General features: G+C 49.1%; 37 protein-coding genes and 1 pseudogene. 21 read left to right on the forward strand and 17 right to left on the reverse strand.

What is annotated here, in order from left to right:
• Positions 1-232 precede the first annotated feature (232 nt).
• From LU633_RS19875 to LU633_RS19895, 5 genes are read right to left on the reverse strand one after another with little or no spacing between them, the layout of a single operon-like run.
• Positions 233-1,057 carry a ParB/RepB/Spo0J family partition protein gene (locus LU633_RS19875; RefSeq protein ID WP_016192090.1) on the reverse strand — a complete coding sequence of 275 codons (825 nt, stop codon included), beginning with the start codon at positions 1,055-1,057 and terminating at the stop codon, positions 233-235.
• A 19-nt stretch (positions 1,058-1,076) separates the two neighbouring features.
• Positions 1,077-1,817, reverse strand: coding sequence for an ATP-binding protein (locus LU633_RS19880; protein WP_016192091.1), 741 nt, complete (start codon positions 1,815-1,817; stop codon positions 1,077-1,079).
• A gap of 2 nt (positions 1,818-1,819) precedes the next feature.
• Complete coding sequence (locus LU633_RS19885; RefSeq protein ID WP_016192092.1) at positions 1,820-2,674, reverse strand: hypothetical protein; 855 nt, start codon at positions 2,672-2,674, stop codon at positions 1,820-1,822.
• Positions 2,675-2,715: 41 nt separating this feature from the next.
• Positions 2,716-3,189: a toxin YdaT family protein gene (locus tag LU633_RS19890; protein ID WP_016192093.1), complete on the reverse strand. Its 474-nt coding sequence runs from the start codon at positions 3,187-3,189 to the stop codon at positions 2,716-2,718.
• On the reverse strand, positions 3,167-3,397 hold the full coding sequence (locus tag LU633_RS19895) for a Cro/CI family transcriptional regulator (RefSeq protein WP_016192094.1): 231 nt from the start codon (positions 3,395-3,397) through the stop codon (positions 3,167-3,169). Before LU633_RS19895 ends, LU633_RS19890 begins: the two co-directional genes overlap by 23 nt.
• 79 nt (positions 3,398-3,476) lie before the next feature.
• Between LU633_RS19895 and LU633_RS19900 the strand changes: the two genes are divergently transcribed.
• The 11 genes from LU633_RS19900 (at position 3,477) to LU633_RS19950 (ending at position 12,114) form a co-directional block, all read left to right on the forward strand.
• Positions 3,477-3,881, forward strand: coding sequence for a helix-turn-helix domain-containing protein (locus LU633_RS19900; protein WP_016192095.1), 405 nt, complete (start codon positions 3,477-3,479; stop codon positions 3,879-3,881).
• Between the two features lie 241 nt (positions 3,882-4,122).
• Positions 4,123-4,338 (forward strand): hypothetical protein, encoded by a 216-nt coding sequence (locus LU633_RS19905; protein ID WP_016192096.1) that lies wholly within the window; start codon positions 4,123-4,125, stop codon positions 4,336-4,338.
• A gap of 381 nt (positions 4,339-4,719) precedes the next feature.
• Positions 4,720-4,914: a cell division protein FtsZ gene (locus tag LU633_RS19910; protein ID WP_016192097.1), complete on the forward strand. Its 195-nt coding sequence runs from the start codon at positions 4,720-4,722 to the stop codon at positions 4,912-4,914.
• Between the two features lie 70 nt (positions 4,915-4,984).
• Positions 4,985-5,320 (forward strand): hypothetical protein, encoded by a 336-nt coding sequence (locus tag LU633_RS19915; RefSeq protein ID WP_016192098.1) that lies wholly within the window; start codon positions 4,985-4,987, stop codon positions 5,318-5,320.
• A gap of 1,710 nt (positions 5,321-7,030) precedes the next feature.
• Entirely contained in the window at positions 7,031-7,828 is a 798-nt protein-coding gene (locus tag LU633_RS19920; RefSeq protein ID WP_040465749.1) for a PD-(D/E)XK nuclease-like domain-containing protein, read from the forward strand.
• A gap of 5 nt (positions 7,829-7,833) precedes the next feature.
• Complete coding sequence (locus tag LU633_RS19925; protein WP_046372052.1) at positions 7,834-8,646, forward strand: hypothetical protein; 813 nt, start codon at positions 7,834-7,836, stop codon at positions 8,644-8,646.
• Between the two features lie 143 nt (positions 8,647-8,789).
• The gene (locus LU633_RS19930) at positions 8,790-9,197 is read left to right on the forward strand and encodes a hypothetical protein (protein ID WP_046372001.1); all 408 of its coding nucleotides are present in this window, start codon (positions 8,790-8,792) and stop codon (positions 9,195-9,197) included.
• The gene (locus LU633_RS19935) at positions 9,190-9,414 is read left to right on the forward strand and encodes a hypothetical protein (RefSeq protein ID WP_046372000.1); all 225 of its coding nucleotides are present in this window, start codon (positions 9,190-9,192) and stop codon (positions 9,412-9,414) included. The genes LU633_RS19930 and LU633_RS19935 overlap by 8 nt, the downstream gene beginning before the upstream one ends.
• On the forward strand, positions 9,411-10,187 hold the full coding sequence (locus LU633_RS19940; protein ID WP_052734704.1) for a hypothetical protein: 777 nt from the start codon (positions 9,411-9,413) through the stop codon (positions 10,185-10,187). The genes LU633_RS19935 and LU633_RS19940 overlap by 4 nt, the downstream gene beginning before the upstream one ends.
• 126 nt (positions 10,188-10,313) lie before the next feature.
• A complete protein-coding gene (locus LU633_RS19945; protein ID WP_046371917.1) occupies positions 10,314-11,522 on the forward strand; it encodes an IS256 family transposase in 1,209 nt (402 codons plus the stop codon).
• 55 nt (positions 11,523-11,577) lie between these two features.
• Positions 11,578-12,114, forward strand: a complete 537-nt coding sequence (locus LU633_RS19950) for a DUF4942 domain-containing protein (protein ID WP_052734707.1) — start codon at positions 11,578-11,580, stop codon at positions 12,112-12,114.
• A gap of 50 nt (positions 12,115-12,164) precedes the next feature.
• On the opposite strand, the gene LU633_RS19955 is transcribed toward LU633_RS19950, so the two are convergent.
• Positions 12,165-13,205, reverse strand: a complete 1,041-nt coding sequence (locus LU633_RS19955; protein WP_046371791.1) for an IS481 family transposase — start codon at positions 13,203-13,205, stop codon at positions 12,165-12,167.
• A 111-nt stretch (positions 13,206-13,316) separates the two neighbouring features.
• Here LU633_RS19955 and LU633_RS19960 point away from each other — a divergent pair, with 111 nt between their 5' ends.
• The 3 genes from LU633_RS19960 to LU633_RS19970 all read left to right on the forward strand — a co-directional run bounded on the left by LU633_RS19960 (position 13,317) and on the right by LU633_RS19970 (position 15,814).
• A complete protein-coding gene (locus LU633_RS19960) occupies positions 13,317-14,354 on the forward strand; it encodes a methyltransferase (RefSeq protein ID WP_233481944.1) in 1,038 nt (345 codons plus the stop codon).
• 66 nt (positions 14,355-14,420) lie between these two features.
• Positions 14,421-14,630, forward strand: coding sequence for a hypothetical protein (locus LU633_RS19965; protein WP_071598917.1), 210 nt, complete (start codon positions 14,421-14,423; stop codon positions 14,628-14,630).
• Positions 14,631-14,635: 5 nt separating this feature from the next.
• A complete protein-coding gene (locus LU633_RS19970; protein ID WP_016191130.1) occupies positions 14,636-15,814 on the forward strand; it encodes a tyrosine-type recombinase/integrase in 1,179 nt (392 codons plus the stop codon).
• Positions 15,815-16,162: 348 nt separating this feature from the next.
• Here the strand turns inward: LU633_RS19970 and LU633_RS19975 are convergent.
• Positions 16,163-16,266 (reverse strand): annotated as a pseudogene (locus LU633_RS19975) (hypothetical protein); the annotation flags it as partial.
• Positions 16,267-16,714: 448 nt separating this feature from the next.
• Here LU633_RS19975 and LU633_RS19980 point away from each other — a divergent pair.
• The 6 genes from LU633_RS19980 (at position 16,715) to LU633_RS20005 (ending at position 19,190) form a co-directional block, all read left to right on the forward strand.
• A complete protein-coding gene (locus tag LU633_RS19980; RefSeq protein WP_016191129.1) occupies positions 16,715-16,993 on the forward strand; it encodes a type II toxin-antitoxin system RelE/ParE family toxin in 279 nt (92 codons plus the stop codon).
• On the forward strand, positions 16,993-17,301 hold the full coding sequence (locus LU633_RS19985) for a HigA family addiction module antitoxin (RefSeq protein ID WP_016191128.1): 309 nt from the start codon (positions 16,993-16,995) through the stop codon (positions 17,299-17,301). The genes LU633_RS19980 and LU633_RS19985 overlap by 1 nt, the downstream gene beginning before the upstream one ends.
• Before the next feature lie 267 nt (positions 17,302-17,568).
• Positions 17,569-17,760 (forward strand): hypothetical protein, encoded by a 192-nt coding sequence (locus tag LU633_RS19990; protein ID WP_016191127.1) that lies wholly within the window; start codon positions 17,569-17,571, stop codon positions 17,758-17,760.
• On the forward strand, positions 17,757-18,494 hold the full coding sequence (locus LU633_RS19995) for a phage antirepressor N-terminal domain-containing protein (RefSeq protein WP_016191126.1): 738 nt from the start codon (positions 17,757-17,759) through the stop codon (positions 18,492-18,494). Before LU633_RS19990 ends, LU633_RS19995 begins: the two co-directional genes overlap by 4 nt.
• A gap of 132 nt (positions 18,495-18,626) precedes the next feature.
• Positions 18,627-18,977 carry a PH domain-containing protein gene (locus tag LU633_RS20000; RefSeq protein WP_016191125.1) on the forward strand — a complete coding sequence of 117 codons (351 nt, stop codon included), beginning with the start codon at positions 18,627-18,629 and terminating at the stop codon, positions 18,975-18,977.
• Positions 18,978-19,016: 39 nt separating this feature from the next.
• A complete protein-coding gene (locus LU633_RS20005) occupies positions 19,017-19,190 on the forward strand; it encodes an SHOCT domain-containing protein (RefSeq protein ID WP_232426861.1) in 174 nt (57 codons plus the stop codon).
• A gap of 71 nt (positions 19,191-19,261) precedes the next feature.
• Here the strand turns inward: LU633_RS20005 and LU633_RS20010 are convergent, their stop codons facing one another.
• The 8 genes from LU633_RS20010 to LU633_RS20045 all read right to left on the reverse strand — a co-directional run bounded on the left by LU633_RS20010 (position 19,262) and on the right by LU633_RS20045 (position 24,490).
• Positions 19,262-20,200, reverse strand: coding sequence for a phage baseplate protein (locus LU633_RS20010; protein ID WP_016191124.1), 939 nt, complete (start codon positions 20,198-20,200; stop codon positions 19,262-19,264).
• A 3-nt stretch (positions 20,201-20,203) separates the two neighbouring features.
• On the reverse strand, positions 20,204-20,857 hold the full coding sequence (locus tag LU633_RS20015) for a DUF2612 domain-containing protein (RefSeq protein WP_016191123.1): 654 nt from the start codon (positions 20,855-20,857) through the stop codon (positions 20,204-20,206).
• The gene (locus LU633_RS20020) at positions 20,854-22,041 is read right to left on the reverse strand and encodes a baseplate J/gp47 family protein (RefSeq protein ID WP_016191122.1); all 1,188 of its coding nucleotides are present in this window, start codon (positions 22,039-22,041) and stop codon (positions 20,854-20,856) included. Before LU633_RS20020 ends, LU633_RS20015 begins: the two co-directional genes overlap by 4 nt.
• Entirely contained in the window at positions 22,034-22,378 is a 345-nt protein-coding gene (locus LU633_RS20025; RefSeq protein ID WP_016191121.1) for a phage-like protein, read from the reverse strand. The genes LU633_RS20020 and LU633_RS20025 overlap by 8 nt, the downstream gene beginning before the upstream one ends.
• 81 nt (positions 22,379-22,459) lie before the next feature.
• On the reverse strand, positions 22,460-22,747 hold the full coding sequence (locus tag LU633_RS20030; RefSeq protein ID WP_016191120.1) for a hypothetical protein: 288 nt from the start codon (positions 22,745-22,747) through the stop codon (positions 22,460-22,462).
• A complete protein-coding gene (locus tag LU633_RS20035) occupies positions 22,744-23,436 on the reverse strand; it encodes a Gp138 family membrane-puncturing spike protein (RefSeq protein WP_016191119.1) in 693 nt (230 codons plus the stop codon). Before LU633_RS20035 ends, LU633_RS20030 begins: the two co-directional genes overlap by 4 nt.
• A gap of 3 nt (positions 23,437-23,439) precedes the next feature.
• Positions 23,440-24,255, reverse strand: coding sequence for a baseplate hub protein (locus tag LU633_RS20040; protein WP_016191118.1), 816 nt, complete (start codon positions 24,253-24,255; stop codon positions 23,440-23,442).
• Positions 24,248-24,490, reverse strand: a complete 243-nt coding sequence (locus tag LU633_RS20045) for a phage baseplate plug family protein (protein WP_407647045.1) — start codon at positions 24,488-24,490, stop codon at positions 24,248-24,250. The genes LU633_RS20040 and LU633_RS20045 overlap by 8 nt, the downstream gene beginning before the upstream one ends.
• Here LU633_RS20045 and LU633_RS26305 point away from each other — a divergent pair.
• The gene (locus LU633_RS26305; protein WP_407646941.1) at positions 24,420-24,566 is read left to right on the forward strand and encodes a hypothetical protein; all 147 of its coding nucleotides are present in this window, start codon (positions 24,420-24,422) and stop codon (positions 24,564-24,566) included. The genes LU633_RS20045 and LU633_RS26305 overlap by 71 nt on opposite strands.
• On the opposite strand, the gene LU633_RS20050 is transcribed toward LU633_RS26305, so the two are convergent.
• Together LU633_RS20050 and LU633_RS20055 are read right to left on the reverse strand one after the other, a co-directional pair.
• The gene (locus tag LU633_RS20050) at positions 24,547-25,056 is read right to left on the reverse strand and encodes a phage baseplate protein (protein ID WP_016191117.1); all 510 of its coding nucleotides are present in this window, start codon (positions 25,054-25,056) and stop codon (positions 24,547-24,549) included. The genes LU633_RS26305 and LU633_RS20050 overlap by 20 nt on opposite strands.
• The gene (locus LU633_RS20055) at positions 25,053-26,741 is read right to left on the reverse strand and encodes a hypothetical protein (protein WP_016191116.1); all 1,689 of its coding nucleotides are present in this window, start codon (positions 26,739-26,741) and stop codon (positions 25,053-25,055) included. The genes LU633_RS20050 and LU633_RS20055 overlap by 4 nt, the downstream gene beginning before the upstream one ends.
• Positions 26,742-26,814: the final 73 nt, after the last annotated feature.

Genomic DNA, 26,814 nt, shown 5'->3' on the forward strand with positions numbered 1-26,814 from the left:
TAATACAGATAACAGGGTTTTGTGGCTTCATGGCTGCTTCTCCTTGACCTTTCGGTCTGTAAGAGGCTAACCTGTACGTGTCTAGCATACGAGGGGCCTCGGGTTGATTTATCAGCTCGGGGCTTTTCTCTTTCTGCTTCGTGTATGCCTGAAACAGAAAGTCTCAAGCACCCGGCGCAATCATACCCTGTCATTATCTCAACGCAACAGTTAGCGATAATTCTGTTTGTATTCAAGCTGCAAGCCTACTTCGATCAGCAGCAATTTTTTTCTGCTCGTCGATTATTTCCAGAACTTCGGCAAGCGCCAATACATCAAGTGTGATCACGCCGTCGTCACTGATCAGCGCCAGTGCCAATAACTCAACAATCCGGCGAGCCTTCTTGACACTAATTTCAGGCGCGATGATGCTGCGGGTAACTTTTTTCTTTCCGGCTACTGCGGCAATGGCTTTATCCTGTTCCAGTACTTCACCTGCTTTTTCTCCATGCTCTTTCACACGGTCAACGGCAACATCCACAGATACTGCTCCGACTTTCACGCTCTGCTGAACGTCGTGATTAGCCATCGCCAGCGTTAATAGCTTCTCGATGGTTGCCACTGATTTATGCACCTTCTGGGCTATTTCCTGTTTCGTCAGGTTGAACGCAGCCAATTCTTTCACAACAGCGGCCTGTTCAATTGCAGTCAGCGGCAATTGGTTATTCGATGTCATGATCCGCGCTACGCGGTCAACGTCATTCCCCTCGAACGGTACGATGCTGATGAACTCAACCGGTTTACCCGCATCACGGCAACGCTGGTAGCACCTGCTGCGGCGATGGCCCTCAACAATCCATACACCGCCCTCATCACGCGGAATCACCTCCAGCGCAGGTACGCGGCCACCTGCGGCGAGAAACTCAAACAGCTCATCATCGGCCTGCTGCGTCCGTTCGTCGTTCTCACGTTTGTTGAAGCCGTCTTTGACGTGAATATCTTCCAGACGAATAAACATGCCGGAATGCAGGCGCTTGATTGCACCGGAGGTGGTCATTTTTTTAAAAGAATTAGCCATCTATCTATATTTCCTCAATTTATTTTACTAAGCGCAGGTGAGTTACTTTGTTGCGGTAGCTCTCCCACGCGAAATTCACCCACATGCCACCGTCCATTGTCAGACGGTCCATAATCCGGGCTCCCAATACGCGTTCAAGTTCATCGGGAATCAGGTTAGTAAGCACACCAACCGGCTTCATAGCGGAAAGGCGGCGATCGATAACCTGGTTGAGAATTATCATTTCCCCACGGCTCTCACGCTGTATACCGACCTCATCCAGCACCAGCAGATCAACCTTGCATAAATCATCAATCAGCGCAGCCTCAGAGCCTCCGCCGTCGTAACACGCCCTCACGCGCAACATCAGGTCTGGAATAGTGACCACAAGCACTGATCGCTCCTGTTTCAGCAGAAAATTACCTATCGCGGCCGCCAGATGATTTTTCCCTGTACCGGGGCTGCCGCTGAATATAAAACTGGCGAACCCGCTGCCAAAGTTCTGCGCATAGCTTTTCGCTATCGTCAGCGCATGGCGCTGGCCATCATTCTCGACACGATAATTTTTGAATGTGCAATTCCGGTGCAAATCCTGAATCCCCGATCGACCGAATATTTTTTCTGTCCGAGCCTTGTTGTTTAGCTTGTCCACTTCGACAGAGCGTTTACGCCCCTCTTCCTGCTGCCAGGCCAATAATTCTTCAGCAGTTGTGAATCGCGGTTGAACACCAGCAGGCATAAGTCGCTGGAGTCGTTTCAACAAGTCGGATGTATTTTTCATGCCTACCCCCTGAAGCCTGGTGGGATGGTGTTATTTGGCTGAGAAATCTGGTTAACGTCTCTTTGCGCAGGTCTACCAGACTGCCAGCCTCTCGGTTTATCCTGGCTGTTTTGCAGCCACGTAGTTATAAATCGCTTAATTCCACGCGGAGTTTTCCTTTTTGCCGGGTTACTGTTCAACCAACCCAACATATTGCGAAATTCCTGTTCGATGTTGACTCCTGGATACAACGCAACCTGCTCAAGAAAGTAGCCTTCGGTTACATCAAAAAAACTTTTGCCGTCAGATAACGGGAGTGAAATAAAAACAACCTCTGATGCCTGATGCTGATTTTCATTAGCATCAGGCAATATGTTTTCATGTTTTTTATCTTTTTCTTCCTCTTCCTCTTCCTCTTCCTTTGGTACCGCTTTTTGATCTGATCCTGTAACGCTCGATGCGTTACCGTTTTCGTTTCTCTTGCGTTTCAAATTACGAGCTTTATTCACCCTGTCATTTGTAAGCGACCGATTTTTAGAACTTTTCCCGTTATGCTTCTCGAAATTGTTGAAATAAAGAGAATCACCATCCTGTACAAGCCAACCTACAAAAATAAGAGCATCTGCAAAGCCAGGCATAAAAGCGATGCGGTCTATTGCGATCTTACTCAGTACAGATGCGTTACCCTTTCTTTCCTCGTGTTCTATATCTGTAACGCTATCATCGTTACAGATTGCTATTTGTTGATCTGCCCATACCCACAAACGGATTAATTTTCCGAGTACCATATCGGGATCAATATTAAGTTTTTCAGAGATGAGGAAAATCTCTGGCTTATCAGGTGTAATTACTTCGACCTTGATCCAGTTTGAAGCCATATATGAAACCCACCTGTAACGCACTATGCGTTACTTCATCGTTACTGAATGCCAATATTTGGCGTTACTGTTGCGCGAGCAGCAGTCGTAGCCGCAATTCGTATTGCTGAAATAGCTTCGTCTGCTTCCCGTAATATTTCCGTCGGTGCGGCACCAAGGTTTATTGCATTAATCGCATCAACAAATTCTTTGGTTGCCACAGCGACCAGATAAGCAGGACTGTGTGGACGCAAGACACGTGCGCGTCGTTCAGTTGGTAAGGCTGCCAATGCTGCTGACTTCAACCCCTCAGCCTGAGGTGCATACCTCGGCCCATCGAACCCACGGAAAATACGCTTTACACGCTGCGTCGCGTTGCTGAGTCCATTTTCGGAATCAGCAGTTGGTAAAATGTCACCCCCGCCAGCCGCGTGATACTGATCGGCAACTGCCAGGCCAACAGTTTTCCAGCCGTCCACCTGTGCCCATCGTTCCAGCTCGGCGGCGACGGCATCAATCGGAGGACTGATTTTCATGATTCACTTTACCTTTGCGCTTTGCCTTATATTGGTCGTATGCAATCAGGTCATATTTCAGAACGCCGCCGGAAGCGATCTGAAGGCGCATAGCTTTACCTTCTGGAACCAAATCCCCCCAAACAGACACGGATGAAGGTTTAACCCCAGCGGCCATAGCTAATTTCGTCTTATTACCAAAAAATTTTACTGCGTCACTTTTGAGCACTTCACTCTCTCCCTTAGGTTTTCTTAAGAAGATTAGATCGTAGAGAAAACTAAGTAAAGAAAATTTAGAATAACCTAATATGCAAAACGAAACTTTTGGCTCCCGTCTGCTGCGCAGGCGTAAAGAATTAAAGCTATCTCAAGCTGCCTTAGGGAAATTGGTCCAGGTGGCTCACGTAACTATTTCTCAATGGGAGCGTGATGAAACGCAGCCTGCGGGAAAGCGGCTTTTCGGGCTCAGCAAGGCCCTTCAGTGCAATCCAACATGGCTGATGTTTGGTGACGACGACAAAGCTCCCACAGACCCAGTGCAGCCCCAAATCCAAGAGTTATCCCCTCAACATAAAGAGCTAATCGAACTGTTCGATGCGCTCCCCGCATCTGAGCAAGAGGCACAGTTAAGCGAGTTACGAGCCAGAGTAGAGAATTTCAGCCGTCTTTTTGACGAGTTACTACAAGCTCGCAAACGCTCCCAGAAAAAATAACTGCCAATTCCTCTACTCAATCTCGTTTTCTATGAGAGTTTTGTTGTGCCCGCAAAAAATTAAATACCTTCCAAATCATACAGTTAACTTTTCACGTTCAATAATTTAGGTTTTTCTACATTATTTCTGTTGATCTAAATCTTAGGTTATTCTAAATTTAGTCCATCGAAACCACACAGTGATTTCTCAGATAACACGTTCCGCCATCCTGGCGACAAGGGCACAACACAGGAGATGTGAGATGGAAGAATTAAAGCACGTAATTGCACTGCTACTGGAAGATGCAAAACGTTTGCAGCAGTTGGAGCCAGATGCAGGCACCGAAGCCCGCATCTGGATTGCTAAAGAGGCACTCCTTAAATCGGCTGAACTCGATTTTCCAGGATTTGCCGCAACAACTAACGGATCCCAGGCTTTCCGGCAAGGGCTTCAAGAATGCCATTGCGCCTGTCGCTAACAATGCCTATGGCGGCAACACACATAGCACACTGAATAAAATGAAGTTTGTGCTGACAGTTCCGTACTTTGGTATTGCTGTTCAACTCAAATGAAGATGAAGCATTTTGGACATTTTGTAGTTAAAGCCATTTTTATTTCCTTATAGGTATACGAACCATAAGGATATCACGCGCCGGGCGTGGCTAAAAATCCCGGCATTTTAAACAACTAATTTAGCTGGCTGTGATGACAGAGAACCGATGCGCTCAACGCGACCATCCATGATTACTGCTCACAGCCAGCTAAACCAAAAGTGATTTTTCATGCCCTCACCAGGGGGAACGGTTCTCCCTGAGAACGCCGGAAACGTAACCGGCAACCATTAATAATGGAGAATAACATGTACGGTACAGCATTAATGCCACGTCATGCCGTAGTTCCGGGCACGATGATTAAGCATAAAGGTAAATACTGGCGTGCCTCTGCAAATCTGGAAAAAGGTTTATACGCATTGACACCTTCGGAAGTAACCAGAATAAACAGTGACACTATCGAAGTAATGCTAAATCAACGCGGCCTGCCGCTAATAAATTAATTTAAACCACGCCTGTTAACAATGTCGCTAATCCGGCAGGACAACACTCAACTTAACCAAAGGAACTACCATGGAAAACTTTGCTTTCACTGTAGAATGTAAAATAGAACGAATCGTTAATTTCACCGACCGCACCATCGACAAGATTAAAGTGGGCGATGAGGTTATTGGCTATATTGCCGTTAATAAGACCGGGCGGGAAACCATCATCACCCCTCTGACCCCGGCGGGTGAATTCAGAGAAGCACATTGTGTAGCCTGCGCAGGGAAGGAACTTTTTTCTGTGTGGGCGGGCATTCCTCTCGACCTGGTTGATATGGACACAGATGATTCATCCGAACCTGCCATAAGCATTTCCGTGCCGACCGTAAGTAATAAACCCGGACCGGATCCACAGCCGCACTGACAGCCAGTTTTTATTCAGAATAACCATCATCCATTGCTCTGTGTAGTGCTTTCCCGCAGCTACAGCGCGGGGCTTTTTATCCGCATGGGCATTTTCAGAGTGTCCAGCCGGATAAATTAAATGAGGAGGAATGACGTGAACAACCTGAGTTTTTATTTACTGAGGCCTGAGGCCGGAATTAAAAAACCAGAAATGGTTATTCAGGTTTCTGCTGAAAATGAAAAGAAAGCCATCAATAAAATTAATTTTCTCGCGGATGAAGCGGATATTGATCTGGATGGTTATGAAAAACCGATCCTGACCGAATACCCTTCAACAAACTGGCATGCTGATTTACCAGAACCTGACACATTCTCGACTGAGTGGCTTGAGCATTTCGAACTGCTGGGTAGCTTTGGCCGCATCTGGTTCCCCGTTAACCCCGCTCTGGATGAAGGATCCGCCAGTGAGGGTACTGATGAGGATGCATCAAACGTTGTTGCCATCCCAGCCACCCCACTCAATACCCGCGAAAGATTTATGCGGCTGAGTCGCGACACCCGCGTTGTGGCCGTCCTGGAGCGGGGTTTCTACGTCATTGATCAGGAACTCACCGAGCAGGAAACCAGCGAGTTCTCAAAAAAAGCCCTGAATGCGGGCGATGAAGATAAGTACCTTGCAGATTTCCTTTACGGCGTTCGCCTGCCTGAACTGAGCGCCTTTAACGCACCACGATTCGCCGCATTTATCGCCGGGGTTGGCCGCCGCTTTGAGCGTGGTGATGCTGAGGCAACTTTTGCCAACATCCGCAAATTCTGCCTGAACCTGCTTGGGCAGGACTCAGGCAAGACCGACCCCGATCGGTTCAATATCGTGGTTGCCCTGCTCGTGATGGGTAAAAATCCCGTAGGTGCAAAAAGTGGCGATGTCACAAAGGCCAAAGAGCTCGTGGCGATGAGGGAGGAAGCCTGGCGGGCCTGGCATACATCCCTGCAGCTGGTCCCGGGCATCCCGGTGTTCCCGGAAGCGCTGCTTTACGAACTGACGTTTGAAGGCATGAAAAACCTGAAATTAATCAGGGACAGCGCGGGTCGCCGCCAGTATATCCGTGAACATTTTGCAGGACACCCCCTGCTGCCTGATTATCCGATTGAGGACACTGAAAGCCATGATGAAACCCAACAGAGCGCGGAGAGCGCAGATAGCACACTGGCAGATGCAGCGATGCCGGATGATGCAGTGGCGCAGGATACAACAGAGCAGCCAGGATCAGCGGAGGGCGTGGAAACTACGCCATCTGTAGCAGAGCGTACCGGTCCGTTTTATGTGCGCAATGAAGCGGGTGAAGTTAAGCGTGCCAATAAACTGAAAGGACTGGAAGACCTGAAGGCGCAGGGTTACACCGAAATTGATAAAGAAGAATACCTCCGGCTGAAAAATCCACCGCCAGCGGAAAAAGACACTTTTCGGGAAAATCAGAATTCGTCTACCGAATCTCTTCGTGAAAACGCGGTTCCGTCAACCGGCAGCGCCGTTGAAAGCCTGGAACATGAAGAAAAGCTGGCCGCAAATATTAACGGCGTTCAGATAGCAGAGGCTGAACCGGGAAAATTCAGCGTCGGGGCATTTCTGACACCAGCGGACTCATCCGGAGGCGAAAAAACGGAAGAGACCGGTACGGCCACGCCTGAATCGACAGCAGAACCTCGTGAAGCTTACGCAGGTCCGGGGATCTATTACCAGATTTCAAATGCTGATTACCATGCAGGTCCGGGCGTCAGCAAATCGCAGCTGGATGATATCGCCGTGGATCCGGCAATTTTCCGCTGGCGCAAGGCAGCGCCGGTTGACACCGAGAAAACCGCAGCGCTGGACAAGGGTACTGCGCTTCACTGCCTGCTGCTGGAACCCGACGAATATGAGCAACGGTTCATCATCGCGCCAGAGTTCAACCGCCGCACTACCGAGGGCAAGAATGAAGAGAAAGCCTTCATCGAAAGTTGCCAGCAGAGCGGGAAAATTATTATCAGCCATGATGATAACCGCAAGCTTCATCTGATGCGTGACAGCGCTATGGCCCACCCCGGAGCAAGGGCGCTGTTAGAAGCGGAGGGCCACTGCGAATCATCCCTGTACTGGAATGACCCGGAAACTGGCGAGCTGTGCCGCATTCGTCCGGACAAACACCTGGTAAATATGCCTTTTATTGTTGACGTAAAAAAAGTGGCTGACATGAGCCGCTTTGCCCGCCACATCGAAGAGTTCCGCTACCACGTTCAGGCCGCGATGTATTCCGAGGGCTGGCGGGCTCACACCGGTGAAATGCCTCGCTTCGTCTTTCTGGCCGTCAGCGAGAGTATTGAGTGCGGACGCTATCCCGTTCACACCTACATCCTCGACAGTGAAGGCATGGAGGAAGGTTGCCGCCTTTTCAGGCGGGATCTGGATTCCTGGCACCGTTGCAACGAAAGCGGCGAATGGGGCTGGGGATTTGAAGAAATTCAGCGCCCTTACTGGGCAAGAGGATAATCAGGATGAACAATTCAGTCATGAATCCCTTCGGGCAGCCAGCAGTGCAAAACCAGCAGGCAGGTGTGGTAGCCATCGAACAGCACCGGGCTATGCAGGAGGTGCAGGCCGCGCTGGTTGTTGCAAAAAAATTCCCCCGCGACCCGGTGGCGGCGATGGACAGGATCCTTACCGCCTGTACCCGCCCCACGCTGGCAGAGGGCGCACTCTATTCTTACGCCCGCGGTGGTACCGATGTGACCGGACCCAGCATCAGGCTTGCGGAAGCGATCGCACAGAACTGGGGCAACCTTCAGTTTGGCGTCAGGGAGCTGGAACAGCGTAACGGTGAATCCATCGTTGAGGCTTTCGCCTGGGATGTGGAAACGAACACCCGGCAGATCAAAACCTTTACCGTTCCACATATCAGGTACACCAGAAAAGGAACGCAGAAACTTGTGGATCCCCGCGACATCTACGAACTCGTTGCAAGTCAGGGGGCCAGACGCCTTCGCGCCTGTATCCTCGGCGTTGTTCCGGGAGATGTGGTTGAATCCGCCCAGCGGCAGTGTGAAACCACGATGGCGACCAATTTTGAGATCACCCCCGAGTTTATTCAGTCGCTTATTTCCTCATTCGAAAAGCTGGGCGTGACAAAAGAGCAGCTGGAGAAGCGCATTCAGTGCAGGGCCGAAGCCATCAGGCCGGCGCAGGTTGTTCAGCTGAAAAAAATTCAGACCAGCATAAAAGATGGCATGTCTACAGCGTCTGACTGGTTTGAGGTTTCAGCCCCTTCAAAAAGCGGCACTGCTGACCTTAACAAACTCGATATCAAATAACCCTCCCCGGCCAGCACCGTCTGGCCACTACCGGAGCTATAAAATGACCAAATACTACGTATCGGGCGTCAAAGCCGACGCTAAAGGCCACTGTGAAATCTGTGATGACGCAGAGGCGCAATTCTGGACGCTCTACGAGCGGAATGAAAACGGAGAGAGTCAGGCAGTTATTAGAGTTTTTCGGTAGAAAACTGTTCCGCATTCGCGCCATGATTTCGTTTGGTAATGTTCAAACTGGTGATTTGGGTGGCTGGGTTGAGAGCGAGAGTAATGTAGAACAGTCCGGCGATGCATGGGTGTACGGCAATGCGCACTGGATCTCTATCGGGCCAATTGGTTCAGAGAATGATTTCCTGACAGCGTTCCGGCAGCGTGATAACAGCATCATGGTCAGACGCGGATGTTTCTCTGGCACGATTGACGAGTTTGAGTCAGCTGTTAACGATACGCACAGCGACAACCAGCACGGCGATATTTATCGCGCCCTGATTCTGGTTATTAAGTTGAGGCTGGCAGAAGTTGAAGGTGAGCAGGGAGGCGACCATGCGTGAACTCCCCACCCCATCGGATGTGCAGTTGAGCATCGTTCGCCCAGGGGGTGATTTAGAAAACCCAATCAGGATGATTATCCGCGTTGAGCGAGGGAAAACAATCACTCTGGAAATATTACCCCATGAGTTTGCCCTGGCTCTAACCGGTAGTAGTGACAGAGGTGCAAAAATGTACCTGCGAAATATTGAAGTGAAGCGCATCGGGGGTGACGCATGAACCAGCGCCCATACGACAAAACACTACCGCTTGAGGAATTAGCAAATCTTCGGGGCCTGATTAAATTCGCTTCCCCCATGCCGTGGCGCTGGGCTACCAGCAATAGCATGGCTCGTTTGAGTAGCGCCAGCGGCAAGGATGGCGATGTAATTCATGCATTCAAGGCTGTAGACGAGGTGCCGTGCGTGAATGTTTCCTTGGATAACATGAATCTCATTGCATGCGCTGTTAAAACGCATCAGGTGACCTTGAGGCCCAGGACAGTATCAACGACATTCGCCAGGCGCTGGAAGAGAAAGCAGAAGTGCTGCGCATCAACAGCAGGAGTAAGAGCGATGACGAATGAAGAACGGCTGTCGTTGGTTGAGCGATGCAAAACTATTGCAGCATGGCGGGAAAAATACGGCGACAATGCAAACGTTATGCTGCCAGCGCTGGAGGCAAAACAGATAGCAGAAATCGCCCTCGCCTCGCTGCAGGCTGAGAGTTTTGCTTTTATCCACCCTCAGATGCTAGAGGATTTAAAATATAAAGCCAGAAGTTGCGGTAGGTGCTGGACTGGAAGTCACGATGAGTTAAGCGGAGAAGCAAGGATTCCTGTGTACACCACAGCACCAGCAATGCCTGACGGGTTTGACCCGGACAGCGGACATGAAACAACGGTTGTCGCACATTATCACGCACATGGCGAATGGATTAAGTGCAAATCCCACATTGAGGAAATTTGCGATTACGTGTTGTTGCCAGAGCTAAAAAATGTTGGTGGATTATGAGTGAAGTGACAGAAACCCTGTATGGAGAGCTGTCGGACGGGGCGTTTTTCGCCCCTGAGCCTGTAATTTAAATTGTGTATCTGCCTGTTTTTGATATCTTCATTTCGATAACGGAGACAGGTAATTATGGACGAAAAAAGACTCAAAGCCCTTGCGGCTGAACTGGCTAAGGGGCTGAAAACCGAAGCCGATCTCAACCAGTTTTCCCGCATGCTGACGAAGCTTACAGTTGAAACTGCGCTCAATGCTGAGCTGACTGACCACATCGGACACGAAAAGAACGCACCCAAAACAGGCTCAAATACCCGCAATGGTTATTCGTCAAAAACGTTGTTGTGCGACGATGGTGAGATTGAAATCAGTACACCACGTGATCGTGAAAGCACCTTCGAACCTCAGCTTATTAAGAAAAATCAGACACGTATTACGCAGATGGACAGTCAGATCCTGTCGTTGTATGCAAAAGGCATGACCACCCGGGAGATTGTCGCCACCTTCAAAGAAATGTACGATGCGGACGTCTCACCCACGCTGATATCGAAAGTCACTGATGCGGTGAAAGAGCAGGTATCTGAGTGGCAAAACCGTCCGCTGGATGCTCTGTATCCCATTGTTTATCTTGACTGTATTGTCGTAAAAGTTCGCCACAGTGGCACTGTAATTAACAAAGCCGTATTCCTTGCTCTGGGTATTAACACCGAAGGCCAGAAAGAATTACTGGGCATGTGGCTCGCAGAAAATGAAGGTGCGAAGTTCTGGCTCAGCGTGCTGACTGAGCTGAAGAATCGAGGTCTCCAGGATATCCTGATTGCCTGCGTGGATGGCCTTAAGGGCTTTCCGGATGCGATAAACAGCGTGTACCCGCAGACGCATATCCAGTTGTGCATTATTCACATGGTACGCAACAGCCTGAAATACGTGTCATGGAAGGACTATAAAGCCGTTACTGGCGGTCTGAAAGCGGTTTATCAGGCTCCGACAGAAGCAGCAGCGCTGATGGCCCTGGATAAGTTCGCTGATGTCTGGGACGACAAATATCCGCAAATCAGCAAAAGCTGGCGTGCACACTGGGAAAATCTCAATACGTTCTTTGGTTATCCACCAGATATACGTAAGGCTATCTACACCACGAATGCCATCGAGTCGCTGAACAGCGTTATCCGGGCAGCGATAAAGAAACGCAAAGTGTTCCCGACAGATGACTCAGTGCGCAAGGTGATATATCTGGCAATCCAGTCGGCCTCGAAAAAATGGAGTATGCCGATCCAGAACTGGCGGCTGGCAATGAGTCGCTTTATTATCGAGTTTGGTGACCGCCTGAGCGATCACCTTTAATACGGTGGCAGATACACAGAATTATTTACAGGGTCTCGCCCCTGCATCTTCCGACATGGTTGACTCTCTTATCGGCCAGTACAAGCAACTCCGGGCCAATATAGAAATGATGTCCGGGTTAATTAACTCGCACCATGTATCGGTTCACCATTTTCTGGAGGGAAATCAGGACCATGATCGGCGGCATTATTTCGGCGGCGTCAGTAATCTATTTAAACTCGAAGGCGCTATCGCCAGTCTGAATGCAACATTCTGGCAAAAAGCACTGAATATGACCGACGTATACGAGTACATGCCGAACAACCGGCGTACCGAGTGGAACGAGCAGATCAGGGAAATGAAAACACCCGGCTTCGAAGAAGAGACCGTGCGACCAACAATCATGGAACTGCTTAACTCACGCCAGAAATTCTTCTCCGAGCGTGTGGATGGTATTTTCCGCGCGCTTTCCGGCGACCACGTTACCAACCGACCGGAAGGCTTCGGCAAGCGCATGATCCTTGCCCGGGTGTTCACCGATTACGGCATGACAAATCACAATATGAGCGGCTATATCCAGGATCTACGGCAGGTGATTGCTAAATTGTACTAGCTCAGACCTGATCTGACAGTTACCGGTTATTTATACAGGTGTCTGTCAGATTACATCTGGTTCAGATTTTTTTCTGCCCAGACTCGTTTACCATCAAGTAACGTGGCCATTGGCGTACGCCCGCAGCACATTTTTCCCTGATGAGTTCGCTCATTATTGTAATGCCACAACCCGTTGTCCAGATCCGTTTGCAGGCTCTCCAGGTCTTCGTATAACTTCTTACGGAACGTAACCTGATAAAAATCCTGCAAAATAGTTTTATGGAAGCGCTCGCAGATGCCGTTCGTCTGCGGAGACATCGCCTTCGTTTTTGTATGGTCGATATCGTTGATGGCCAGATACAGCTGGTAATCATGCTGCTCCACCTTACCACAGTACTCCGTTCCCCTGTCGGTCAGGATCCTCAGCATCGGCAGTCCCTGAGCCTCGTAGAACGGCAGTACGCGATCATTGAGCAGGTCTGCGGCGGTGATCGGCGTTTTACTCGTATACAGCTTGCAGTGTGCCACTTTCGAGTACGTATCCACGAACGTCTGCTGGTAGATACGACCCACACCTTTCAGATTGCCCACGTAGAAGGTGTCCTGCGACCCGAGATAACCCGGGTGAGCAGTTTCGATTTCTCCGCTGGCCTCGTCATCGTGGGCCTTCTTCTCCAGCGCTGCGATTTGAGCGTCGGTAAGCACGATGCCTTCTCTGGCGACCTTTTCCTCAAGTGCCTTCAGGCGTTTACGGAAGTTCTCCAGGTCGTGCCGTTGCCAGATGGAGCGCACGCCGCTACCGGAGATAAACACGCCTTTTTTACGCAGCTCATTACTGGTCCGGTGTTGCCCGTGGGCCGGGAACTCAACGGCATATTCAACAACAGCGCGTTCAGTGGCTTCGTCGGCGCGGTTCTTCAGGTTGGGGACGCGGCGGTTCTGGTTAATCAGCGCATCGATGCCGCCTTCAGCAGCCAGTTCCTGATAACGGTAAAACGTGTCGCGTGACACGCCCATGATCTTGCAGGCTTTTGATACGTTACCGAGTTCTTCGGCGAGATTGAGCAGGCCGGCTTTGTGTTTGATGATGGGATTGTTAGTATGAATCATGAGAGTTACCTCGCGTTTTGTTTAAGGATTAGACACCCATATCAAAACCGGTAACTCTCAACCTTTCAAGGTCCAGTGTCAGATCAAGTCGCGACTAATACAGCTAAATTTATGGGCCGCGATGAACCCCGCTGGCGTGTAACCGACGACGCATTACAGGAAGCCCGCTGTCGCCACGGTGAATGGTTGGTGCTGGACGGTGGAGCATTGCGTGTCCGGGCTTATCTGAAAGGTACAGCACACCTCGAAGTCCACCCGGATATGGCCTGGCGGCTCAACTGCATTCTGGCACACCTGTACCCGCTGGCAATCCCTCCACAATTCCGCCAGAAGCCAAAGAGAAAGCTGAAAGATTTCGTGCTGATGAGCAAGCCACTCCCCTTCGCCGTTCTGGAAGTGCTGGCGGGATTAAAGGCAGAGCGGCACACCCCGATTCACCGCAACCGCTGGGATGAGCCGACACAGCCCCTGACTACAAATCCGTACAACCGCCGATTTGACTGGCGCGACGAAGACAAAGCGATCCGGGGCCAGGCGGGGAAAATACTGGAAACCATCGGCGGCGTGCTGATTAAAGCGGGTCCAAATAAAAATATCAACATCTGGGAGTTCGACTATGACCCCGCCCGGGTGCTGGGTGAAATTATCGCGTCCGGGTGTATTCCGGATCATCAGTCGCACCAGTTTTACCCTACCCCTGAATCGCTGGCTGAGTGGGCCGTATCCGAAGCTGATATTCAACCCAGTGATAGATGTCTGGAGCCGAGTGCCGGCACCGGGAACCTTGCCGTACTGATGCCGGCAGACCAGACCCAATGTGTAGAAATATCAGCGCTGCACTGTCGGGTACTGGAGGCGAAAGGTTACGCCGTCGAACAGGCTGATTTCATCCAGTGGGCCGAAGCCACCAGCAGTCGCTTTGACAAAGTGGTAATGAACCCACCGTTCAGCGAAGGACGGGCCAAAGCGCATGTGGAATCTGCTGCCAGCCTGGTTAAACCCGGCGGCCGTCTTGTGGCCATCCTGCCCGGAAGTATGCGGAAAAAAGATATTTTGCCCGGCTGGTCATGTAGCTGGTCTGGATTAATTGATAACGAGTTTGACGGTACCGGCGTTTCAGTTGTCATGCTGAAAGCTGACCGTAAGTGATTTTTAGTAATCAGTTTTAATCCGGCCAGGTGTCTATCATTCTGACCGCCTGCTGTTGGAGGCATTATGGGGAAATTAATGAAAGCAAGTCTGTGGAGGAGCCGCGAGTTTGAGGCGGGATCTGAGCCAGATAACCGAACGATTAAACGATGGGTATGCATAGGAAAATTAAAGGGACGGATCGTAGACGGCGCTGTATGGGTTGACTCGTCAGAACGATGGGGCGTGGATAGTGATGTATCTCACGAGGTAATGAGATTGATTAATGAGGCATAAAACAAATGGCGTCGCGCCCGAGAAAAAGAGAAAACAGGCACCTGCCGGATTATCTTTATTATGATGTGTCCCACGGACAGTATAGGATCACACTGATATCAGGTAAAAGAAAACACTTGGGTGCTGATCGTGCCCGAGCAATTGCCATTGCAAGAGAGTACAACAATCAAATGCGCCCGGAAAGCGCTGTATCACTATCTGGGCTGATAAAAGAATCTGGCGGTATACATGGAGAAGCCGAACCATTCTCCAGCCATGCTGATCGACTGGTTGCTCGTGCAATAACTGATGAAAAACCGTCAGAAGAAACTATTAAGATATGGATGAACGATATAGAAAGAGTAAAAAGTTACTTTAGTATGGCCTCATGTGATATTGAGCTTGAACATATAAACCATTACATCAAAACATATCACAATGATGCATCAGCGAACGTTCAGAACCGGAAAATAAGTTTCCTGAAAAAAATATTTAGCTACGCCGTCGATGAATCTTTAATGTTCGATAATCCAGCGGCGAGAAAAAAAATGCGAAAAATAGATGATAAAAAAAGGCAACGACTTAAACCTCATATGTATACAGCGATTTACAATGCTGCCGAACCATTTCTAAAAACGGCAATGGCACTTGCACTTCAAACTACGCAGGCTGTGCTTGAAGTATCACGCATACGGTATTCAATAGCAAAACCTGACTCAAATATCTGTGGATGCATGTGGTTTGATACACCCAGGGGGGATATACACGGCACATTGTATATTCACAGGCAGAAGACACATAAAAAAGAAGCGTCCCATGTTGCCATCCCTATCGGTCACGAATTAAAAAAAATAATTGACGAAAGCAGGGATAACATTGCCAGTCCATTTGTTGTTCACCGTTTACCTGAAAAAAACAGCAATCCGATCAGTAAGAAAGTTAGCCATCCGACGCAATGCGTTTCCACATACATAAGTCGGGCGTTTTCTGAGGTGAGGGACCGTATAGGAATTTGCGACGAGCTGGAGCCAGACGCCAGACCGACATTTCACGAAATCAGAGCACTCGCTGCTCATTTATTCAATGTTCAGGGAATTAGCCCCGGTAGCCGGATGGCTCACAGTGATGAAAAATCAACCCGGATTTACACTGAAAATCACTTAGATTGGGTTGCCGTACCACACGCCGAAATTAAATTTGGTTAGGGTAAAACGCCCTCTAACATACTGATCCATATAGTGCAAAAAATGCATAAATTGAAGCTTTTGTTTTCACATAAAATAGCCGTCAAAGCCAGTACTGACGCGGGTTTCAGCCATTTCAGACTGCAAACATGGGGTGTCAGGGGTCGGAGGTTCAAATCCTCTCGTGCCGACCAAAAAATCCCATAGAAAGCAGCCATTTACGGCTGCTTTTTTATTTCACAAAAATTTAACATGGTAAAACCAGGGTGAAATGAGGGTAAAACCCCTGTCTTTTAATGTGTGATATTGCCCCCTCCTGCTAAACAGGATTATTGTTTCGGTACTTAAATGTGGAAAGGAATTCGTGGCCAGACGTTCAAAACCGTAGGTCAAGGTTTTGGCGGCAATCCTCCTTCCATTCCCTTAACAATCAGGCCAGCCGCTTCCGTCCACCCCATATGACGCAGCAGTATATGCCACTAAAGACTTAACAAGCTGATTTAAAAAGATAAAAACACATTGCGGCATTTTGTAATATCAAGTGAATTGTGCTTAACACACCTTTGTTCATAGTGATTTCAGTTGAGTTTTGCAGAACGAATAACTCAGCATCAAAGCAATCAGTCAACAAAAAAACAGATGACCGGGCATCATTACTTTTTCTCTCGAACCAAAACAGCCTCATGGCTTCAACACACTCCAATGATGCAGCAGTTTTTTCAGTCCATCCATTAGAAGCCTTGCTACAAGCGACTCCCAGACTAAATCTGACAGATACTGCAAAACCTCATTTTCCTATTATTAAGCTGAATTAATCTCACTACTGCCCCAAAAATGCCCCAGGAAAACCTGGCATCAAAAAGTGTTGCACATCATGCAACATGCAGTTATAATTCCCTCATAGAATACAGGGGCCAGTTAATGATTAAGTCGTTCAAGCACAAAGGACTGAGGCTGTTTTTTGAAACTGATTCAACAGCAGGCATCATGCCGCAGCACACCAAGAAACTTAAAGTACAACTGGCAGTGTTAAATCAGGCTGATAAAGTCAGCGACCTTGATTTACCGGGGTACAGACTGCACCCACTTAAGGGTGATCGTGACGGCATCTGGTCCATCACCGTTAACGGCAACTGGCGCATAACATTCGAATTTCACGATGGCGATGCACATATCGTCAATTATGAGGATTATCATTAATGAAAATGTTTAACCCACCCCACCCTGGGGCCGTTATTGCTGATGCTATGGAAGAATTGAGCGTGGGTATCAGGGAAATGGCGCGCGCGCTGGATGTGGCACCGTCTACGCTACAAAGACTGGTGTCGGAGCAAACGTCTGTATCGCCAGAGATGGCCGTGCGCCTGTCAAATGTTATCGGTAGCTCTCCAGAGGTATGGATGCGGCTACAGGATTCATACAGCCTGTACAGGGCCGAACAGTCTGTTGATGTTTCGCGTCTGACGCAGTTACATAAACCGATCAGCCTGGATACTGCTTCCTGTTGACATCGAAACAGGAAACGGCTAGATTTCGCAACACGAGGCCTAGAAACCTCTTTTCACGCGGCCATAACCAACCCCGTTAGTGTTGGATTTTTTATGCCTGTTATAAAGTGGACGCCGTATTGTCGGCCACGCCCCGATCAATGTCGGGAGGGCGACGAATACAAGACCCGAAAGGGAAATAAGTCCGCGGTTTCGTGAAGCCGTTTCTAGCCTCCTGACACCATCTAACTGATGGTTTTCCCTAGAAAGAAAATTCACGGAGTTTTTATGACAAACTTGCCTCATGATTACTATGTCACTCTGCTAAAGATACTGCTCAAAAAATCCCCTTGCGCCGATAAATTCAGGCTGGTCGAAGTGTTGGAACGCGAAGCCATGCGCATAGCTGCCTCCTGCCCTGCAATTTCACAGGCCAAGTCATCCCTCGTCACCAGAATCGTGATGAGAGGTGCTAAATGAAAACCATCACAGTACCTTTTCATGGTACCGAGCTATATGTAGTAAATTATAATAACGAACCCTACACACCAATGAAGCCAATCATTAATGGCATGGGTATGGATTGGGCTTCACAGTTCACAAAACTAAAACAACGCTTTAGCAAAGGTATTGCGGAAATCACAATACCTTCCGCTGGCGGCGAGCAGCGAATGGTCTGTCTCGCTCTACGTAAACTTTCAGCCTGGCTGAACACTATCAGCCCCAACAAAGTCAGACCTGAAATCCGGGATCGCGTGATCCAGTACCAGACTGAGTGCGATGATGTTCTGTACGAATACTGGGCTACAGGCGAAGTAAAACGCAAATCCACCAGCACTGACGAGAGAACTTCGCTACGCGATGCAATCAATATGCTCGTTGGAAAGAAAAGCCTGATGTACCCCGAAGCGTACAGCCTGATTCACCAGCGTTTCAATGTTAACCATATTGATGAGTTAGAGGCGTCACAACTACCACAGGCAGTTGAGTATGTTCATCGTCTGGTGCTTGATGGTGAGTTTATCGGCAAAGAAATGCCTCCTGTTGCCAATGAACGCCTTTTACTTACACTGAAAAATGGTAACATCACTTTGTCACAGGTTTTGCGCGAAGATCAGCATGTGGCGACAATGGCAGAATTTTTTGATCTGGCGAAACGTGCGGACTACCTTGTAGTGCATAAAGATGATCTTATGGCTTTGATGCACGCTTAACATAACCAGCCGTTCCGGCTTCCTGTCCCGCGTGGCAGCTGATAAAGTGATTGGACGAGAAAAACGTTAAGCCTCGCAGGAGGCTTTTCCATAACTACGTTGGCCTACCTTGGGCGTAAAAGGAGCACTTGAATGGTAGAGTACAAAAAATGTGATAAGAAGCAGTTGAGAAGTGAAATGGAAAGACTATCAAACACTACAAAATATAAACCAACATTGGGTGTTTTTGATATTTTCTCAAAATTACCAGAATATTTATCCGATAACGAACACCCTCTTTGCGTTAACGGCGGTTTAGTTAAAAAAAATATCTGGCTTATTATCCCCACTAATTTTCGACTAATTTTAATACATAAAAAACCCGGATTTCTGTACAAAAAAATAGATATTTTGTCATTAAATTATGAAAATATCACTTCAATTGACTCTTCTTCCGGGCTGTCAGGCGGAGAAATTGTCATAAATACTCCCCACACAGCTTAGAGGATAGGCAAGCTACAAAAAGACTCTGTCAAACCAACAATGGACATAGTTCTAAATACGAAAAAAAATCTATCGCCTTTAAATTCTGGAGAAAGAGATTCAGGTGCAACACCTGATCTATTAACACAACTTGAAAGGTTGGGTGAACTTAAAGAAAAAGGATTTTTGACCGAGGGCGAGTTTAATACACAAAAATCTAAGCTGTTGGGCTGATAGGTCTTCGATAATAAAACATGCGCCCCCGATCAAGCAAAAAAAACCGACTCTGTATGAGCCAGTTTACCTCATGCGCTGCGATACCAGGCCATCAGTTTAATAAATGAGTTAGCTACAGAAAAAGCTGCACCAGAACCTGTATTTGCTGTAGTCCCCGAAACAGAATGCGAGTGAGCACCAATTCCAACAACATGACTGTGTGCCCCAATATAAACATTATGGGCGTGAGCACCCGCAGTTGAGGTTGACGCCTGGGTATAAGTCCCGTTATTGCCATTGGAATTCATGTAGAAATTTCGCGGTTGGCCGTTAATAGTCCTTGAATACGTGTGCGCGTGATCACCCTGTACGTCAGTTTGCTTCCAACCGTAGTCAAATCCTGTCGTTTCTCTATTACCGTAATCAAACGCACTGGTATTAGCCGAAAACGTATGGCCGTGTGCGGGGATATTCCCTACTGCCAGCGTGACCGAGTCGGAACCTCCAGTTGTCATAACGTCACTACCGTTAGCACTGGCCAGACGAATTGTGCGGTTCTCCCCAATATATTTCCATGTAGTGCCGGGAAAAAGCGCGTTAGGATCTTTATTCTGTGCAAACCACGTTACAATCCCGACCGGATACAGCATATCAACGGGGTTGATATCTGCTTTTAACTCTATCCAGCCGCTACCTTTGCCGGGTTCTTCATTGTTATTTTTTATTCTGGATTGCCACGTTCTTTCACTGTAGTAAACCTGCGAGCGTATCGCATAGGGTTTGCCGTCCTCAGACCAAACAGCAGTACCGAATTGCTGCATTTCGCCAGTAGCCTCGGTAACACCGTGGAAAAGCGCATTCATCTTCTCACGTTCGATATCCTTCGCAGCCGGATCTGTCGTCTGATCACGCTCATAGTCATAGCCGTAGCCCTGAGTGTAAGACACCGAGCCGTCAGCCTGCGTTTCTACAGGTACACCAGTCCTGTCACCCTGCGCAGCGAAGGGCGTTTTAAACACTTTAGTCATGGTTTAATTTCCGAAGTTATTGGTGAAGTTTTTACGGTTTTCGCCAAAGCCGAATGCCTGGCGGGTGACAATACGGTATTTAGCCCCCACTCCCGAAGGTCGGGGTAGCAGATCAAAGTTATCAAGCAGCAGGCGCAATCTTTCATCCGGGTTAAAATTAAACACATACCAGATGTAAGACATATCGGGGGGATCGAGGACAAATACTTTGCCGTTCTCATCGCTGAAAAAGCGCTGAAGAAAGGCGTTAATATTGGTAATCGTCGGGCTTTCCGTCAGGGTGAAATAGCGCATTCTCACCAGCAGGCGCTTTTGCGCTGTGGTCAGAGTCAGCGTGTAATCGGCGTTGCGCCTGAAATTGGATTTAAAATTGCGCTTATTAGCGCCGAAACCATAACCGATTTTATTTTTGTCGCTGGGTGGAACATCAATTCCCAGCGGTACATCCAGAATGCGCCCCCATACCGCCAGACCAAAATCATTCGCGGTATCGATATTAAATACATCGCGATACCAGTTACGCCAGAATTCCACCGTTGCACGGTTGAAATACGCAGATTTATAGTGTGCCAGTGCTTTAATATTATCCGAATTTTCATACTGCCACAGAATGGCTTTCAGCATGTCGGAATGAAAATCAAGGGACTGTATTGTCATACGATAACCACCTGCACGGCGTTGCGCCGGAGTCTGGCAACGGCGTTTATCTGCACGGGGATCCCGTCTGTTGACCAGGTCACCCCATCGGTTGATAACTCGACCTTCAGCACAAACAATCGCGGTTCAGCCGTATTGACCGCCGCCGCAATTTCAAACGGCGAAACGTCACGCCCGACCGCCAGACCATCATCTGTATCGGTTTCACCGGCTACCCATTTTTCAACCGCATCGGGGATCAGGGTCTGCGCATCAAAGGGACTTTTGCGCACCGTCACCCGACAAAAAACGGTAATTTCCTTTGGCCTGTCAAATTTGACGTTATACACCTGACCGCTGGACGGCTCTGTCACCTCAACCGTTTCACTGCCGTTGTACGCGGCACCCACTGTTTTAGTACGTAACAGGGCAACAGCGATTTCCTCACGCGGCCCGCCATCAACACAGACATAGATGCTGTGCTTGACCAGCGGAACGCCATCAATGACCTGATCCGCATCCGTATAGTTTTCACGATACGACAGGGATTCCACACCCTCGATATCGTACAACGCCGAGATGATCGCCTCTCCGACACTCACCGTGTTTTTGGCAAGCGTATTTCTGCGACGACGCCGGGTACGTATGTCGGATTCCGCTACCCTCCCCAGCACCGCATCAGCCGGATTGTTTACTGTTTCCCAGCCAAGAACTGAACTTGCCACCCGGACAAGTTTACCTGCCCCACAGCCTACCGGCCCGGATTCAAGCGAGCGCATATCGCCTTTTGTTACCCCATCGCTCCCGATAATCAGTACGCTGGTCGTTTCAAACGCATCCCCTGCCTGCGTTTCGGCCAGAGAGCCTTTCGGTATCAGAGTCTGTGGTACGCCTGCAAACTGAACATTCGTCAAAAAAGAATGCGTTGCGGACAGCCGCTGCCCGCCCATCAGCGCCCAGATAGCATCGAGGAAGATCCCCCCGGCTATGTCCGGGTTTATCTGGTTCGCCAGTTCTGCGTTATTGCGGGCGATAGCGTCCCGATTTTCCACTTCCATTGTGACCAGTGCGCCCTGCGGGGTTTCAGACGACAGGTCAATTTCCTGACCAAAGACATCCCGAAACTCATTTTCTACCTGCTCCCGCAAAGTGGAGGTATCAGGGATAATCACTCCTGTGCTTGCTATAAACTGATAATCAGACATTAAGCGTTATCCTCCCGTAGAGGGTGCTGATCACGGCGGTGTAATGAAGCTCGTTGTTTTCAATCGAGGCAGAAAAGAAATCGACTGCCAGAACCTGTGAAATTTCCCGCATACGCTCGCGGAACGCTGCCTCAAACATCGGTAAATCAGCATCGCGGCCAAAGGTGGTTTTCCAGTACGGTATTCCCTTGTCCGTCTTGTGCAACATTTCACCCCGTAACGCTCTGGCATAGTGCATGCAGCAATTTTTCACCGCCGCTTCACCACGAACCAAAGCCAGATTGCCATCGTTTCCGAGGTAAATATCATTACCTTCATTAACATCAAACGTCATCATTTCGAAGCTCCGCCAGTTAAGAGATCGTGAGCATCATTGACTAAAACACTGAGTGCCATTTTATTTATCCTGGTATTTTTGTTACCGTCTTTCTGATATTTCAGATAAAACTTTAAGCGCATTGACGGCTGCCATACCATCATCACCCTCAGCAAGGCGCTTTAGCTTTCTGACTATCCAATCCCGGCTCAAACACTGAATCACCTCCAGCCGTTTACTGCTAATGAGAAAATCAATGTCAGTTACCGTATCCGGGTCGTCATTAAGATATTTTGTCAGTTCCTTTATATCCGAATCTGAATAGCCATCGATGGAGAGAGTGCTAATCACATCGTCCAGTTCCGTGATATTTCGTATAGTCAGGGTCATAATGGGTTTCCTGTGTTGTCACTACCTCGCTGAACACCGCCATGCTGGTGATCAGCACCAATATTTTTACCGTTATGCCGCATCAATCCGCCGTTTGACTCACTGTTGCCGTTAGTCTGGTGGTTGCCGTTCACCGTCACGTTACCGTTAAAAATGCTCTCAGCGGCGTTAACTTCAAACACTGGCGTATCCAGTACGCACTTATCGTTATGCAACGCCAGACACACGCTGCCATCCAGCGACTGGATCACCAGCGCATCAATATTTTTGCCATCCACCATCCAGCCTTTAACACTGTCTGGAAAAAACATCGCATCACTGAATGATTTCAGCCGGTGGGTATTAGGCTCATCCTCCAGACCGCCGCGCTGAAAAATCAGACTGATATCGCGATCATTGGCTTTCAGCCAGCCAAAATCTCCCGGTTTTAGCGGTACCCGGATAAAGAATCCGCCGCCGCCAAAGCGGAAAACAGGAATATTATGAACCGGAGCACGGGGGATTCTCTGTCCTTCGGTTGACACCATCATCACCAGCGGTTTAATCACCGCGCGATTAGTGGCATCGTCATAACTGACCACCGTTGCGGGTAACATATCGTCGGTGTTCATCATCAGGTTACGAAAAGCGCCCATAAGCTGCCCTGCCAGACTGGATTCACTGGCAATATCGGTATTCGGTTTATTCATTGGTTAAGCCCGTTTACAGGTGGCCTGATAAAAGAAGGGATCGTCGTGTGAGGCGACATCGAACTTAAGCTGCTCGATGATGTAATCACCATCTAAAGAAGGGTTAAATTTACTCTCCAGCCGTAACGTACCGCCCAGGCTGGATTCACCGTCGATAAGCCAGGTAACATCAAGACCTTTTTCGGTGGCTTTGGGTAGCCCGACCATACCGGTATTCTGGTTGACGATTTTGATTCGCCCTTTGACTGCCCCGGCTTCGTCCTTCACATACAGAACATCATCATCGATAAAGGCTTTAACGCCGCCGCCATCCTGCAACCGCTCGACCTGTTTCAGCTTTGAGCCGCAAAAATACCAGTTAGCAATATTTTTATCCGTGGCCTGAAAGTCGAGACGTACACCACAGTCCCGCGCAACCCCTGCGGATATTTCACTCAGCTTACTCATCGCGCCGGAGGACGTTGCCACGATATCCCGCGCGCTGCCGTTACCCGTTTTTGCTTTCAGCGTTAACGTCACGTCAGGCGGGCTGGAAGGTTCAGCGCTGACAATATCCCCCACGAAAAGGCGAAATACGCCGGTACTCACCCGCCCGGCTTCCAGTATGAGCCGGGAGGGTTGTTTGCTTTTGTTATAAGGGCTGGTTTCCGTCAACAGCATATTGCGGGTGGTCGCATTCAGGCCATCAATACTGACCGTGCATTCATTCTGCAACGGATTAGCATATTTGGTGCCGCTGGCTTTCACCCGCAGCCCCTCATACCACTGTATACGCCCGCTGACTTCTACCCCCACCCTGATCCGCCTTAAATCAATCATCCGGCCCCCAGAATACCAGGCTTTGCGTTTTGCCAAACTCCTCATACCAGGGCAGAGCATCGCGTTCAGTGATAAACGCAAAATTACCGGCTGAGGCCAGATAGTAATAAGGTATTAAGGGCGCATCTGTTGTTGCCCTGGTCGCCAGCATGACAACCTCATCATTGCGGCGAATATCACACACCATCATATTTCGCGCGACTTTGATCGTCAGATCCCAGCGGTTATCGTCAATGGTAATTTGCAGGCGCTGGTTCGGCACCGGGTTTAACGGTATTTCACGCATCGTATTTATCCTCCCAATACCCTGACCAGAACCGATTTCTTCCGTTCTTCTGATACCGATTTTGTCTGTGCGCCGCCCCTTTTAACGGTACTGGACTGCGATGGCTTCTGAACTTTTTTGGGTGGCAAATCACCGTATTCAGGTGTCACGCTGCGCCATTCAGTGAATCGCAGAGATAACTGGATGGCATCGGCCATCTCAGCAGTCTCATCGTGGTAGAAATTGACCAGCAGCATGGGCTGGTAGGTTTTGACTCTGGTCTGGATACCTACCAGCTTGTTCTGTTCCCATGCTTGCTGCATCAGACCAAAAGCATTTTTAAGCTCACCGGATAAAATCAGATCCATGCCAATTTCCACGGCCTGCACAACAACATGATCGCTACGGGTTTCCCCTGACTCGACCTGAAAAGTGGTGGCTTTGTGCTCGTCGCGGACATTGATTTTTATCGGGCTGGCGGTTTCAAACAGCGTGGTAAAACTGTCGGTATCGAAGATTTTTACGTCAGTGATCATATTGCCAGCCCCGTTTGCGTTTGCTGCCCCAGATCCTGCAACTGCTCCTGCAATGCGTCTTTCGTACCCGCCGCCATGCCTTTAGCATCGGTTGCTTTGGTTTCAACCTTCACTTCCCCAATATTCAGGGTGGTTTCATTCTTCACGCTGGAACGATTGCTGATCGCCTGGCTGGTCACGGGGTTGAGGGGGTGATTATTCGCCGCCGCAATCTGGGCTTTTCCCTGCTCGACCATATTCTGTGTATCCTGCTGTGGCGAGGGGCGTTCAGCTTCGGGAATACGGTGTGTCACCTCCCCCTCAGCGCTGATTTTGCGCTCTACGGTGAGTTCTTTTTCATCCTCAGCACCAAACCAGCCCTTCACTTTTGACCAGCCTTTCTGGATTGTATCCAGACCGCCGCTTATCCAGCCAATCACCTTCTGCACCTGCTCCCACATCCAGGTAAATATGCCGACAACGGCATCCGCCACGTTATCGAAGACGCCCCCGAACTGTGCCCCCCATTTAACCAGACTTTTTATTGAGTCCAGCAACCAGCCAATAAACTGGTTCAGAGCGTTATTCATTGTGTTGTAAGCATCCACCACCACATCAGCAACGAATTTAGCGGCGATTTTCAGGTACTCAAACAGGGTATTGAATGCCTCCCACAGCGTCATAATGACCTGTTTAAGTTCAGGATAAGCATCAAGAATTCGCCCGATCATCGAATCATTGCCGTCGATAAAATTCATGATGTCGTCGTAAACCAGTGCGAACGCTGCGGCGAACGCTGCGGCAAGCGCCGCAATGATGGCGATAATAGCGAGTATTGGCCAGGTTGCCGCCAGCGTGGCAGCAGCAGCGGCAAGCATCGGAGGAACGTAGTACGCTGCGACCGCCACACCGACCGCGAGGAAAAAACCGATGATCAGGTTCTTATTTTCCCGGCAAAAACCAACAAATTTACTCAGCCATTCCATACCCTTAGTCAGGTAAGGCAACACCATTTCGAGGAAGCTGTTTTTTAACAGGCCGGATGATTGCCTGAACCCCTGCATGGCCTGGTTAAAACGCCGGGACTGTTCGATACTCTCTTTGGTAATGCCAGAGTATTCTTTTTGCAGGCCCATCATGCGCTCCATCTCATGACGGCCTTTCATCATCAACTCAATCGTTTTGTCGTCCGTCACCCCAAGGTTTGCAAGGTGCGCTTTGGCTTTGTCAAAGCTCATCCCCTTCACTTTATCTGCTGTAGCGAGGATTTTTTCCATCGAGTCCGTTGTGCCGCCGAAGGCTTTTGCCATTGCCGACAAATCAGCCTGGGCACTTTCCCTCGCTCCGCCAATTTCGGCAACTGAACCCGCAAAAGCATCCACATCCGCCGTCGCCACATTGATCTTCTTACCCAGCTTATCAAGCGCCTCCACTTCTTCCGCACGTGAAACAGACTCACTGAAGATAGAAGACACCCCCAAAAATAAGCCAAGTATTCCAAGCGTTTTTTGAGCTAACGAAGCAACACTGGTTTCCGTTCCGCTGGCAAAATCACTGACGCTTTTTGCCGCTTTATCGGCCTCATGCTGCGCTTGTTTCATACCATCAATAATATCGTCGGTAGAGCGCTGAACATTTTCAAACGCCGCGTCGGCCTGCCGGGTGTCGAATTCAAACACCTGCACAAAGGTATCTAACAGAGACATTATCGGTTTCCTGCGGCGGCAAGCGCCTCGTTATAGCGGTTGGTCACAGCGATTTCCCACAAGTCCATCGCCT

Origin of the sequence: Erwinia tracheiphila (assembly GCF_021365465.1) — a bacterium.
Taxonomy (GTDB): domain Bacteria; phylum Pseudomonadota; class Gammaproteobacteria; order Enterobacterales; family Enterobacteriaceae; genus Erwinia; species Erwinia tracheiphila.